General features: G+C 72.5%; 9 protein-coding genes and 1 tRNA gene. 4 read left to right on the top strand and 6 right to left on the bottom strand.

Annotated features, from left to right (window positions below; genetic code table 11):
* The first annotated feature begins 33 nt into the window (after positions 1-33).
* The 3 genes from ACJ5H2_RS02770 to ACJ5H2_RS02760 all read left to right on the top strand — a co-directional run bounded on the left by ACJ5H2_RS02770 (position 34) and on the right by ACJ5H2_RS02760 (position 1,908).
* Positions 34-107: transfer RNA gene (locus tag ACJ5H2_RS02770), tRNA-Phe, on the top strand.
* Positions 108-272: 165 nt separating this feature from the next.
* The gene (locus tag ACJ5H2_RS02765; RefSeq protein WP_408898036.1) at positions 273-1,040 is read left to right on the top strand and encodes a histidine phosphatase family protein; all 768 of its coding nucleotides are present in this window, start codon (positions 273-275) and stop codon (positions 1,038-1,040) included.
* The gene (locus ACJ5H2_RS02760) at positions 1,030-1,908 is read left to right on the top strand and encodes an NAD(P)H-hydrate dehydratase (RefSeq protein WP_408898035.1); all 879 of its coding nucleotides are present in this window, start codon (positions 1,030-1,032) and stop codon (positions 1,906-1,908) included. The genes ACJ5H2_RS02765 and ACJ5H2_RS02760 overlap by 11 nt, the downstream gene beginning before the upstream one ends.
* A gap of 92 nt (positions 1,909-2,000) precedes the next feature.
* Here ACJ5H2_RS02760 and ACJ5H2_RS02755 read toward each other — a convergent pair whose 3' ends face one another.
* Together ACJ5H2_RS02755 and ACJ5H2_RS02750 are read right to left on the bottom strand one after the other, a co-directional pair.
* Positions 2,001-5,501 carry a hypothetical protein gene (locus ACJ5H2_RS02755; protein WP_408898034.1) on the bottom strand — a complete coding sequence of 1,167 codons (3,501 nt, stop codon included), beginning with the start codon at positions 5,499-5,501 and terminating at the stop codon, positions 2,001-2,003.
* 165 nt (positions 5,502-5,666) lie between these two features.
* Entirely contained in the window at positions 5,667-7,706 is a 2,040-nt protein-coding gene (locus tag ACJ5H2_RS02750; protein WP_408898033.1) for an MMPL family transporter, read from the bottom strand.
* A gap of 14 nt (positions 7,707-7,720) precedes the next feature.
* Here ACJ5H2_RS02750 and ACJ5H2_RS02745 point away from each other — a divergent pair, with 14 nt between their 5' ends.
* The gene (locus ACJ5H2_RS02745; RefSeq protein WP_408898032.1) at positions 7,721-8,218 is read left to right on the top strand and encodes a MarR family winged helix-turn-helix transcriptional regulator; all 498 of its coding nucleotides are present in this window, start codon (positions 7,721-7,723) and stop codon (positions 8,216-8,218) included.
* Positions 8,219-8,274: 56 nt separating this feature from the next.
* Here ACJ5H2_RS02745 and ACJ5H2_RS02740 read toward each other — a convergent pair whose 3' ends face one another.
* The 4 genes from ACJ5H2_RS02740 to ACJ5H2_RS02725 are packed head-to-tail and all read right to left on the bottom strand — an operon-like array spanning position 8,275 to position 12,862.
* Entirely contained in the window at positions 8,275-9,207 is a 933-nt protein-coding gene (locus ACJ5H2_RS02740; protein WP_408898031.1) for an ABC transporter permease, read from the bottom strand.
* A gap of 1 nt (position 9,208) precedes the next feature.
* A complete protein-coding gene (locus tag ACJ5H2_RS02735; protein ID WP_408898030.1) occupies positions 9,209-10,297 on the bottom strand; it encodes an ABC transporter permease in 1,089 nt (362 codons plus the stop codon).
* The gene (locus ACJ5H2_RS02730; protein WP_408898029.1) at positions 10,290-11,867 is read right to left on the bottom strand and encodes an ABC transporter ATP-binding protein; all 1,578 of its coding nucleotides are present in this window, start codon (positions 11,865-11,867) and stop codon (positions 10,290-10,292) included. The genes ACJ5H2_RS02735 and ACJ5H2_RS02730 overlap by 8 nt, the downstream gene beginning before the upstream one ends.
* On the bottom strand, positions 11,864-12,862 hold the full coding sequence (locus tag ACJ5H2_RS02725) for a BMP family protein (protein WP_408898028.1): 999 nt from the start codon (positions 12,860-12,862) through the stop codon (positions 11,864-11,866). The genes ACJ5H2_RS02730 and ACJ5H2_RS02725 overlap by 4 nt, the downstream gene beginning before the upstream one ends.
* Positions 12,863-12,941 lie beyond the last annotated feature (79 nt).

The raw sequence follows: 12,941 nt of genomic DNA, 5'->3' as shown, positions 1-12,941 counted from the left end.
CGGCCCTCCCTCCGGTAAGGTAGGCGACTGCTCGGGCAGGTAGCTCAGTTGGTACGAGCGATCGCCTGAAAAGTGATAGGTCGGCGGTTCGACCCCGCCCCTGCCCACCGAGCAGCAGGTCCCCGGACCTGCCTGACACCCCCGCCGGGTCCGCCCGGCGGGGGTGTTCGCTTCTGCGCACCCGCCGGCTCCGCCCGAGCCCGCCGGGTCCGTCGCGCCGGTTGTGCCGGCGGGCGTGGGGTAACGCCCGTGACGACGACCCAGGAGGCGCGATGCGACCGCGATGGCAGGCGGGTCCGAGCACGCTCGTGCTGGTGCGGCACGGCGAGAGCCTCGGCAACCAGGCCGCCGCGGCCGCGCGCGCGTCCGGCGCGGAGGCCCTCGAGCTGAGGGAGCGCGACGCCGACGTCCCCCTCTCCGAGACCGGCCGGCACCAGGCCCGTGCACTGGGCGCCTGGCTCGCGGAGACCGGCGGCTCCGACACCGGGGGGCCGACCGTCGCGGTCGCCTCCCCCTACCGCCGGGCATCGGACACCGCGCGACTTGCTCTGGAGGGCCTCGAGGTCCCGCTCGAGCACGACGAGCGGCTCCGCGAGCGGGACCTCGGCGTGCTCGACCGCCTGACGGGCACCGGCGTGCGCGCCCGCCACCCCCAGGAGGCGGAGCGCCGCCAGCATCTCGGGAAGTTCTACTACCAGCCGCCGAGCGGCGAGAGCTGGGCCGATGTCGCGCTGCGCGTGCGCAGCCTGCTCCACGACCTGGCGGAGTACGACGGCGAGCGGGTCTGGCTGTTCACCCACCAGGCGGTGATCATGTCCTTCCGCCTGGTCCTGGAGGGCCTCGACGAGACCCGCCTCCTGGAGCTGGACCGCCAGGTGCGGATCCCCAACGCCTCCGTGACGACCTACCACCGCACCGGGCACCATCTGGGGCACCATCTGGAGCTCGCCTCGTTCGCCGACGCCGCGGCGGTGGACCGGTCGAGCGCCCACGTCACCCGGGAGGCGCCTGCCACGGCGAGGAGCGCGGATGCCCACTGAGCCGCGCGTCGTGACACCCGCGGTGCTGCGCGAGCTGCCTCTCCCGGCTCCGGGGGACGACAAGGACGCGAACGGGCGCCTGCTGGTCGTCGGAGGGTCGAGCCGCTCCCCCGGCGCTGTCCGGCTGGCCGGCGAGGCCGCGCTGCGCGCCGGGGCGGGAAAGGTCGCCCTGGCGACGATCGCCCCCGTGCTCTCGGGCCTGGCGCCGCTGTTCCCCGAGGCCGCCCACCTGCCGCTGCCGGCCACGGCCGAGGGCCGCATCGACCTCACCCGGCTGGACGCCGCGGCTCGCGAGTGCCGGCGCGCGGACGTCACGCTGATCGGGCCGGGTCTCGTCGACCCGGCCCACGCCCGGGCCCTGGTGGCGGAGCTGGTCCCGCACGTCTCGGGTGTCGTCGTGCTCGACGGCCTCGCCTCGGCCTTCCTCGGGGCGCGCCCCGACGGGCTGCAGCGGCTGGCGGGCCGGGCGGTGCTCTCGGTCAACCCCGGCGAGCTGGCCCGGACCGCCGGCGCGGACCCGGAGGTGGTGGGGACCGACCCCGTCGCGACCGCCGAGCGGGTGGCGGCCCAGTGCGGAGTCGTGGTCGTCTGCGGCGGCACGGCGAAGCACGTCGTGACGCCCGCCGGCGACGCCTGGGTCGTGGAGGGAGGCGGTCCCGGCCTCGCGGCCTCGGGCTCCGGCGACGTCCACGCGGGCATCCTCGGCGGACTGCTGGCCCGCGGGGCGGCCCCCGTGGCAGCCACCGTCTGGGCGGCCCACGTCCACGCCCGCTGCGGCGAGCGCCTCGCCGGGACCGTCGGCCCGGTGGGCTATCTCGCGCGTGAGCTGTCGGGCGAGGTGCCGGCGGTCCTGGACGAGCTCGCCTGACCCCACGAAGGAGACCGGCGGGTCGGGTCCCGTGGGGGAGACCCGACCCGCCGGTCGTCGGGGTGCGGCGCCCTAGCCGCTGGGCGGGGCGGTCAGGCGGCCGCCGTGGTGCGCCGGCGGCGCGACCAGGCGACGAGACCGCCGCCACCCAGCAGCAGCGCCGCTCCGCCGACCATCAGCCCCAGACCCGGGCCACCGGTGAGCGGGAGACCGCCCACCTCCGAGTCCGGCAGGGGGTGCGCCGTCTTGCATCGCGGGGTGTCGCCGTCCACGACCGCGCAGCCTGGCGAGGTCACGACGTTGGCGAGGTCCAGGTCTCCGTCGCCGTCGACCGTCACCGAGTAGGTGATGGTCGCGACGGCGCCGACCGGGATCGTCCCGGACCAGCTGATCTTGCCGTCGCGGAACTGCGCCGTCCCCAGGCTGGCCTTGACGTCGCGGTTGTACGACGCGTCGTCCAGGACGTCCTCGAGGTCGTCGACCATCTCGGCGTTCGCCGGCGCCGTCCCCTGCTGGGTGACGGTCACGGTGTAGGTGACGACGTCCCCCGGCTCGACGGTCCTGCCCGGCTTCGGGTCCGCCTTCTTCTCGGTGGTGTAGTTGGCCACGTCGAAGCCGGCGGGGTCGCAGTTGATCGTCGGAGGCACCTGGGAGTCGGCCGGGACGTCGGCCGTCGCGCAGGCGGTGTTGACGACCGACCCGGAGACCGCGCTGTCGAGCGTGATCTCGTACTCGTGGGTCTTCTTCTCGCCGGGGGCGAGGCTGTCGACGACGAAGCGTCCCAGCTCGGGCTGGCGGTCGTCGCTGACCTCGAGGCCGGTCACCGTGCCCTGCCCGGTGTTCTCGACGACGATCCGATAGCGGATCTTGTCTCCGTACCGGAAGGACGGGTAGTCGGTGACGTCCTGGGCGTCGTGCCACTTCCCGTCGCGGCCGAGCACATACTTCTTGAGCGCGACGGAGTAGAAGTTGGCCACGGTCATCGGCGCCGAGGTGCGCATCCGCAGCTCGGTGTGCCCCGTGCGCCCCTGGGCCCGGTTGACGAAGGTGTCCTCGCCCTTGGCGCCGTCGGTGCGCACCCGCACCTGGAAGGCCTGCGTGGCGCCGGGGTCGAGCACCGGACCGATCACGCGCACCGCGGTGGCGTCCGGCGTGAAGGTCGTCGTCCAGCCCACGTCGTTGCCCGTGACGTCACCCGGAGCTCCGTTGGAGTCGTGCGCCGGGTCGTCGTCCAGCGTGGTGGGGTCGGCGGTCGTGTAGTACACCGTGGCACCCGCCACGGCGTCGACGGCGGCCAGCGCGTAGTCGCCCTGGTAGTCCGTCCCCCGCTGGTCTCCGCGGTAGGGCAGGATGTCGATGGTGTCGGTGAAGGCCTGCGGCAGCGGGTCGAACGACCGCAGGGTCACCGTCCAGGCACCCTCACCGTCGCCCTGGCCGTCCAGGTTCGGTATGAAGGGCGTGTCGGCGCTCTTGCTGATCTCCGTGTAGCCGCTCGCCGACACGGTCACCTGGGCCGTCGCCGGGCGCGACGTCTCGCCACGCAGGGTCGAGGTGACGGTGTTCGTCAGCGTCTGGCCCGGCGTGACCGAGTCGTCGGCGACGGCCTGGTAGGTCAGGTTCTGCAGGGCGTTGGTCGGCACGTCGTCCAGATCCCAGGTCAGCACCTGCCGGCCGCCGCTGGTGGCGACAGCGGGCTCCGGGGTGGCGGACCCCGCCACGTAGGTCATGCCCGGCGGCAGGGTGTCCACGATCCGGTAGTCGTCCACCGTGGGCGGCAGCTCACCGGAGCCGTTGGCCGAGTAGCGCAGCGTGAACGTGACCGGCTCGCCGGGGCGCACCACCTGGCGGTCGGCGAGCTTGCGGATGTTCGGTACGGCGAAGATCACGTGCAGGATGTCGCGACCGTTCGCGGTGTACGGGTAGCGCTCGCCCGGGGTCGGCGTCAACCGGCCGGCGCCGCTCGATCCGCGGCCCGGGTGCTGCCAGACGCCGTCACGCAGGAACGAGCCCCACGTCCAGATGTCCTGGCCGATCGGTGCGTCCGCCTCGACCTGCTGGGTCACCCGCAGTCCGAGGTGCTGGCCCTGGAGGAGGCCGACGGTCCCCGACCAGCGGACCGCCTTGACGGTCGTCAGATCGGTCGGCTCGGTCGTCACCCAGCCGGTGTTGGTCTCGCAGCCGCGGAAAGCGTCCGGGTTGTAGCCGGCGCTCCCCGGCGTAACCGTCGGGTCGTTGCCGACGTACCAGGCGAGCGTTCCGAGGCCCTCCTCCGGAGTGCCGATCGGGTCGCCGGGTGCCCACGTGTAGATCGCCACGCTCTGGTAGTCGACGAAGCGGGTGTCGAGGACCTTGCAGTCGGCGATCGCGGCGTTGAGCGGCGCCGTGGTGGTGGCCTCGGCGTCGTGGGTCTGGTCCGTGACGAGGCCACCCGGCGAGAGCTCGAGGGTGTTGTCCCAGCTCGTGCCACCCCCCGAGCGGAGAAAGGCGTGAGACCACGTGCCGGGCAGGGTGACCACCTTGCTGGAGCGGTTGTTGGCGGTCTCGTCGGGGTCGGTCTGGCCGGTCACGGAGGTGTAGGTCGGAGCGCTCGCGGTGAGGTTCGCGGACGTCGAGGAGGCCAGGTCGCGCACGCGGAGCCAGATCGAGCCGCTGGCGACGGCCACCCGGTCGGTCGGCATCGGGTTGCCCGCGGAGTCGGTGGTCGGCACCTGGGTCTGAGAGTAGTCGATGCCGGTCAGCGTCAGCCGGAAGGTGTTCGGACCGGTCTTGACGAGCTCACAGGACTCGACGAAGGGCGCCCGGTTGCCCGCCGCGCTGTAGGGCGAGTAGGGGTGGCCCGGAGCGCTGCGGCCCTGCGAGAAGGGGGTGCAGGCCTGGTCGAAGGGGGCGTTGTTCGTCTGCTGGCCCAGCTCGAGGGCCTGACCGTTCTCGAGCGGGACGCTCAGGTTGTAGGTGATCGTGTTGGGCCCGGCGTCGCTGCCGACGTCCTGGAAGAGGGTCCACTCGAAGTCGAAGTCCACGTCGCCCGCACCGCCACCGGGGCTCGGGATCACGGTCGGGGTGGGAGTGCCCCAGAGCATGTCCATGCCGAAGGTGTTGCGGATGTCGATGGGGTCGAGGTCGGCGGTCTGGCCGGCGATCTCGCCGCTGGCGGTGAGCTTGCTGCCCGTCGTTCCGTCGACGACGACCGGGGCCTGCACGACGACCGCGGTGCCCTGCTTGACCGAGCCCAGGTTGCAGGTCAGGGTGCGCCCGTCGTCGGACAGGCTCGAGACCGGGTCCAGGCCGGCGGTGGTCAGGCAGAGGTCAGGCAGGGCCTTGAAGGCTCCGTTCTCCAGGGTGACGCTGAAGGTGACGTTGTCCACCGGCTCGTTGGACGGCGCCGGCTGGTCGTCGTTGACGTTCACCCTCCACACGCCGGTGACCACGTCACCCTTGGCGACGACGTCGGGGGTGTTGGCCTCCCACTCGCCGGTGATCTCGTAGACGGGGGCCGCGGCCGACGGCGTGGCCGTCAGGCCGACGAGCGCCGCCGCGAAGGCGAGGCAGAGTGCGAGGAACGCACTGAGGCGGACAGGGGGAGCTGACTTCACGGACGTACTCCTCGAGCAGGCGGGGGGAACGGCCGGACCGAGAATGACCCGACACAAAGGTGCCCGCGTACGCTCGCAGGAGGGTCCCTGCGCAGGGAATGGTCCGCGGCGGAGTTGGTCTCCGAATGGTCCGCCCTTGGTCCGTATGGGCCCGCTGCTGCTGGGTCAGGGCCGGGCGACCCGCCGGGGCCACCAGAAGCGGTCGCCCAGGCGGACGGCGATGGCCGGCACGAGGACGGTCCGGACGAGGAGCGTGTCGAGAAGGACGCCCACGCAGATGACGATGCCGAGCTGGGCGAGGACCACCAGCGGCAGCACGCCGAGCACGGCGAACACCGCCGCCAGCAGCACTCCGGCGCTCGTGATCACGCCGCCGGTCGAGGCCAGCGCCCGCAGCATGCCCTCCCGGGCGCCGTGGCGCTCCGCCTCCTCAGCCGCGCGGGCCACGAGGAAGATGTTGTAGTCGACGCCGAGGGCGACCAGGAACAGGAAGGCCTGGAGAGGGACGCCCACGTCCAGCCGGTCGAAGCCGAACAGCGAGCGGCTCAGCAGCCAGCCGGCCCCGAGTGCCGCCAGGTAGGTCGCGACGACGGTGAGCACCAGCACGACGGGGGCGACGAGGGAGCGCAGCAGCAGGCCCAGGGCGAGCAGCACCACGACGAGGATGAGCGGGACGAGGAGTGCGCGGTCGTCCTTCGTCGCCCCATCGGTGTCGACCTCCTCGGCATCGGTGCCGCCGACCAGCGTGTCCGGGAAGCCGTCGAGCGCCTGGCGCAGCGAGACGACGTCCGCGCGCGCAGCGGGAGTGCCCGGAGCGTGGTCGAGCACCACATCGAGCCGCGTGCGTCCTGCGTGCTCCCCCACCTCGCGCACCGCGTCGACTCCGTCGGCGGCCTCGGCCGCGCCGACCACCGCGGCGACGTCGTCGCCGGTCAGGACGACCGCGGGATCGGCGCTGCCCGCCGGGAAGGACTCCGCCAGCCGGGCGCCGGCGGCGATGGACTCCGGGGTCTCGATGAACTGGTCCGCCTCCGAGAGCCCGCTGCGGATGCCGAGGATGCCGCTCGCCAGCACGGCCAGCAGGACCACCCCGATCGACGCCGACAGGACCGGGCGCCGCGCGACGGCGTCGCCCACCCGGCGCCAGATCGTCCGTCCCTCCGACGAGGTCGGCGTGCCCACCACCGGGCGGCGCGGCCAGAAGATCCACCGCGGGAGCACCACCAGCGCCAACGGCAGCACCACGAGCACCGCCGACGCGGCGACGACGACACCGATCGCGCACGCGAGGCCGAGGCCGCGGGTCGTCGGGAAGGCCGAGAGCAGCAGCGCCAGGAGCGCGACGACCACGGTCGCGGCGCTGGCGAGCACCGCCTCGCTGGTACGACGCCACGCCCGCGCCATCGCCTCGGGCCGGCCGTCGGTGCGGTGCAGCTCGTCGCGGTAGCGGGAGATCAGCAGCAGCGCGTAGTCGGTGCCCGCGCCGAAGACGAGGACCGACAGGATGCCGGTCGTCGACTGGTCGAAGGCGACGCCGATGCCGGTCAGGGCATGGGTGGCGGCGACCGCCGCCAGCCGGTCGGCGATCCCCACTACCAGCAGCGGCACCAGCCACAGGACGGGTGAGCGGTAGGTGACGACCAGCAGCAGCGCGACGACCGCCGCCGTCACCATCAGCAGCGTGACGTCCGCACCCTCGAAGACCCGCGCCAGGTCGCCCTGGATCGCCGCGGGGCCGGTCACCTCCGCGCGCACCCCCGCTGGCAGTCCCTCCCGTACGACGGAGCGCAGCTCCTCCACGTCGTCGGCCAGCTGCGCGGCGTCGCTGCTCGGCATGGGGACCACGCCGACGAGCGCCGTACCGTCCTCGGCGGGCTGGAGCGGGGCTCCCGCCGCGTCCCCCGCCACGCGGGCGAAGGCCCGGCTGAGCTCGTCCCGCTCCACCGCATCGAGCGCTCGCTCGGCCGAGAACAGGACCACCGCGACCTGGCCGTCGCCGGAGGGAAAGTCCTCGAGCAGCCGCACGACCTCGGTGGAGTCGTAGCCGTCCGGGAGCTGGTCGGTCGCGGCACGGTCGACGGGGGCGGTGCCGACCGCGCCGATGAGGGCGCCGCCGACCAGCAGGTAGAGGACCGGAAGGATCCAGGCGAGCCGGGAGCGGAGAATCGAGACCGGCCACGTGTCCGTCGCAGATAGTTCCACCATGGAAGGATATTCCCATGACCCCTGCCGGTGACCAGTCCGCGGGCGCCCGGGTCCCGGTCCTGGTGCAGCGGTTCTCCTACGAGCTCAACCGGTTCACGGCCCTGTTCGCCCACCGGCACGGGCTCCATCCCACCGACGTCGACGCCCTCGCCCACCTCCACCAGGCGGCCCTGCGCGGTGAGGCGATGACCCCGAGCCGGCTGGCCGCGGCGATCGAGCTGAGCGCCCCGGCGACCTCGGCCCTGCTGCGGCGGCTGGAGGTCGGCGGCCACGTGCAGCGCAGCGTCGATCCCGCCGACGGGCGGCGCCAGCTGCTCACCCTGACCGACCGCGCCCGCGAGGTCGCCAGCGCCTTCTTCGGCCCGCTCGCGGCGTCCCTGCGCGACTCCCTGAGCGGTCTCGACGCGGCCGAGGTGGCACTCGTCGAGCGCTGGCTCGCCGGCGCGGCCGACGGCGCGCGCGAGCTCGCCGACCGGCTCACGGCCCGCGAGGCCGGCAGCCGCGACGGCTGAGCACGGCACGAGGCCCTCGCCGGGACTCACGGCGAGGGCCTCGCGTTCGGGGCCGCTCAGCCGACCAGACGGCTCTCGCGGTCGTAGTTGCGGCCGAGGAAGGACGGCTGGCGCGCCCAGCGGAAGGCGAACACCATCACCAGCAGCGTCGCGACGTAGGGCAGCATCAGCACGAACTGGTGTGGGATCCCGACGCCGGCGACCTGGGCCCGCAGGGCCAGCACCTCCATCCCGGCGAAGAACGCCGCGCCCGCCACCACCAGGTGCGGACGCCAGCCGCCGAGGAAGGCGAGCGCGATGACCAGCCAGCCGCGGCCGGCGATCATGCCCTCGGTGTAGAGACCCGTGTAGACCATCGGGAGGTAGGCCCCGGCCATGCCCACCAGCCCGGAGCCCACGACCGTGGACCAGGTCCGCGCCCAGGTCACGTTGAGGCCGAGGCTGTCCGCCGCCTTGGGGTTCTCCCCGATCGACCGGAACGCCAGGCCGCTGCGGGTCTTGTACATGAACCAGTAGATCGCGGCCGAGATGGCGAAGGCGGCGTACACGACCAGGTCGTGGTCGAACAGCACCTCGCCCAGGAACGGGATGTCCGCGAGCAGCGGGATCGGGTAGTCGTCGAGCGTCGGGATGAGCGGCGGCTCGAGGGTGACGCCGATGACCTCGCGGTAGAGCAGGCCCGCGGCACCCAGCGCCGCGAAGTAGAGCGCGAGGCCCACGACGAACTGGTCGAGCCGCAGCTGGGTCGTCAGGAAGGCCAGCACCAGCCCGAACAGGCCGGCGAGCGCGAAGGCGGCCGCCATGCCGACGGTGTTGCTGCCGACCTTGAAGCTCACCAGGAAGCCGACCGCGGCTCCCAGGACCATGAGGCCCTCCTGGGAGACGTTGAAGACGCCCGCCCGCCCGCTGAGGACGGTGCCCTGCGCCGCGAGGAGGAAGGGCACCATCGCGGGGATCATCAGCGCGAGGAACTCGGTGATCTCACTCATGTCAGTTCCTCCGGAGCTTCGCACGCGCGATGTCGGACAGGAGCAGGAAGAGCAGGATGAGCGCCTCGATGATCAGGACCATCTCGACAGGCACCTGCGCCGTGCGCTGCATCGAGCCGGCGCCGACCTCGAGGACGGCGATGCCGAAGGCGATGACCGGGAGGGCGAGCATGCTGCCCCGGGCCATGAGGCCCACGATGATGCCGAGGATCAGGAAGTTCGACTGCATCCCCTCGAGCATCTTGCCGTGCACGCCGGACACCTCGATCGCGCCGGCCAGGCCGGCGACCGCCCCGCCGACGACGAGGCCCGCCCCCGCGAGCCGGGACGTCCGGATGCCGTGCACCTGGGCGGCCCGGAGGTTGGCACCGACCGCGCGCATCTCGAAGCCGGTCGACGTACGCCGCATGAACACCGCGACCACCACGACCAGGACGGCCGTGAGGACGACGCCCGCGTGCATCGGCGGCGCCTCCCCGATCCCGGGCAGTCGCGCGCCCTCGCCGACCGGCGTGGTGGCCGGGTGGCCGGCTCCGCGGTCGGGCCAGACGTGGCTGGCGACGTAGTCGATGAGCTGGAAGGACACGAAGTTCAGCACGACCGTGCTGAGGATCTCGTTGACCTGGAACCTCGTCATCAAGAACGCGGCGATGCCGGCCCACACCGCTCCGGCGAGCGCACCCGCGACCAGGACGCACGGCAGCAGCACGACCATCGGGAGGTCGGACCACAAGATGCCGAGGGCGACGCCTCCCGTGGCGCCGACCAGCAGCTGGCCCTCGGCGCCGATGTTGAACTTCCCGGTGGCGAGCGGGATCGCGAAGGCGTAGGCGCACAGGAGCACCGGCACCCACTTGTGCAGCGTCTCGATGGTGCCGAAGCGGGTGTTGAAGCTGGTGGTCAGCACCGACTCGAACGCGGCGAACGGGTCGCGGCCGATCAGCGCGATGATCAGACCGCCCACGACGAACGCGAGCACCACCGAGACGACGTACGGCACGACCAGCCAGAGCGCCTCGGCCACGCGCGAGGGCCGCTTCGCCGGCACCTCCGGTGGGGTGGTCGCGGGGGCGGTCACGGTCTCAGACACGAGCTTCTCCCAGTCCGGTCATGCTGCGGCCGACCTCGTAGGCGTCGACGGAGCCGTGCTGCCACTCCCCCGCCCGCGAGCCCTGGTAGAGCGCGATGACCCTGTCCGACAGGGCGATCACCTCGTCCAGGTCCTCGGAGATGAGCAGGACCGCGCAACCGGCGGCGGTGGCCTTGCGCACCTGTTGGTACACGAACCGCGTCGAGCCGATGTCCAGCCCGCGCGTCGGGTTGTGCAGGATGAGCATCCGTGGCTGCCGGGCGAAGGCCCGGGCCAGGATGACCCGCTGGATGTTGCCGCCGGACAGGTCGCCCACCAGGGTGCCCGGCCCGTTGGCCCGCACCGAGAACTCCGCGATCGCGTCGACGGCGCGCTGCTTCGCGGCGCCCCAGTCGATCAGGCCCCGCCTGCGGACCTGCCCACTGCGCTGCGATCCCAGCACCAGGTTCTCGGTGATGCTCGCGGTCGGCAGGATGCCGTCGCGGTGCCGGTCCTCCGGTACGTAGGCGACGCCATGGTCCAGCCACGCCGACGTGGCCAGTCCGCCCATCGACCGTCCGGCCACCTCGACGGTGCCCGAGCGCACCGGGCGTACGCCGGCGAGCGCCTCCGCCAGCTCCACCTGGCCGTTGCCGGCGACTCCCGCGATGCCGACGATCTCACCCTCGCGCAGCTCCAGCTGGAAGCCTCGGACCAGCTCGTGGCCCTGGTCGTTGGCCACCACCAGGTCGCGCACGGCGACCGCCGTCGCCGTACCGACCGAGGAGAGCGTCTCGGCCACCTTCTCCGCGTCGACCGCGCCCAGCGCGGCGGCCTCGACAGCGGCACCCGGGTCGGCGGCGCCGCCGACCATCTTCTCCGCGAGGTGCTCCGCGTCGGTGTCCGCGCGGTCGAGGGTCTCGACGCGGCGCCCGTCGCGCATCACCGTCATCTTGTCGCAGACGCTGAGGGTCTCCCGGATCTTGTGGGTGATGAGCACGACGCTCATGCCGTCGTCCACCATCGCCCGCATGGACCCGAAGAGGTCGTCGACCTCCTGCGGAGTGAGGTTGGTCGTCGGCTCGTCCAGGATGAGCACCTTCGCGCCGCGATAGAGCGCCTTGAGGATCTCGACCCGCTGCCGTACGCCGACCGGCAGCTCCTCGACCACCGCGTCCGGGTCGACCGTGAGCCCGAAGCGCTCGCTCAGCTCGCGGATCCGCTCCTTGGCCTCCGAGAGGTCCAGCCGCAGGGGACCGGGGACGTCCGTGCCGAGCACGATGTTCTCGGTGACGGTGTAGTTGTCGACCTGCAGGAAGGTCTGGTGCACCATGCCCACGCCGGCGGCGATGGCGTCCTTGGGCGAGCCGATGCTCACCGGCCTGCCGTCCAGCAGCACCTCGCCGGCGTTGGGCCGGTACAGGCCGTAGAGGACGTTCATGAGCGTGGTCTTGCCGGCCCCGTTGCCGCCGAGCAGGCCGTGCACCTCGTTGCGTCCGACGACGAGGTCGACCGCGTCGAGGGCCGTCACCGGACCGAACGTCTTGACGATCCCCCGCATCTCCAGGCGGGGGCTCTCCGGCGCGCTCACTTCACTTCGGACTGGTCGAGCTCGACCTCGACCGAGCCGTCGGAGATCCCGGCGACCGCCTTCTCGACCTCGGCCGTGACCTCCGCAGGGACGTTGTCGCCGACGTCGACGCTCGCGCCCTGGCCGAAGCCGATGACGTAGTGGCCCTTCGTGGTGCCCTCATCGATGTCGGCGAGGATCTCGGCGAGCGGGGTCACGAAGTCGTAGAGGACCGTCGCGGCGTAGTGCTCGGGGCCGTTCTGCGACTTGTCGGTGTACTTCACCGTCACCCAGGCCGAGCCGGGGTCGGTGTCGTTGACCGCCTTGAAGGCGCCCACCACGCCCAGGTTCAGCGAGGTGACGATGACGTCCGCTCCCCCGGAGAGCAGCTGGCTGGTGAGCTGCTGGGCCTTGACGGTGTCGTTGAAGTCGCCGCTCCACACGGGGGTCAGCTCGACGTCCTTGCCGCTGTCGGCGATGGCCTGCTCGACGGCGTGCACCTCCGAGTACGAGAACGGCAGGCTGAGGCCACCGAGGTAGCCGACCTTCCCGCTCTTGGTCAGGTTCGTCGCGAGCACGCCCAGCGGGTAGAAGACCGTGTGGAAGTTCCGGTCGATCACCCAGACGTTGTCGGGCTGGCCCTCGGGCTCCCCGTCGAACTCGCCGATGAAGCGGACCTCGGGGTTCTGCGCCGCGACCTTCGCCGTGGCCTCGTAGAACTGCGAGCCATGGGTCCAGATGACGTTGAAGCCGTCCGCGACGTACTCCTGGAGCACCCGCTCGATGTCCGGCACCGCGACGCTCTCGGAGTACGACACCTCCGCGCCGTCCTTCTCCGCGGCCTTGAGGGCCTCGAGCCCGAGCGCGTTGTAGTCGGCATCGGTGGTCGGGCCCGAGAAGATCGCCGCGATCCGGACCTTCCCGTCGTCGGAGCCGCCGCCGTCGCCGCCGCCGCAGCCGGCCGCGACGAGCAGGATCGCCACCAGTCCCGCCAGAGTTCGAACGAGTCCACGCATGTCGCCACACCCTTCGAGGAGTCCCGCGCCCGATCGTCCTGGGGCCCGCCCCGAGGCGGACGTGTCGGGCGCGACTTTC

Origin of the sequence: Nocardioides pymetrozini, assembly GCF_046058985.1 — a bacterium.
Taxonomy (GTDB): Bacteria; Actinomycetota; Actinomycetes; order Propionibacteriales; family Nocardioidaceae; genus Nocardioides.
This window is presented reverse-complemented; position numbering and strand designations above follow the sequence as displayed.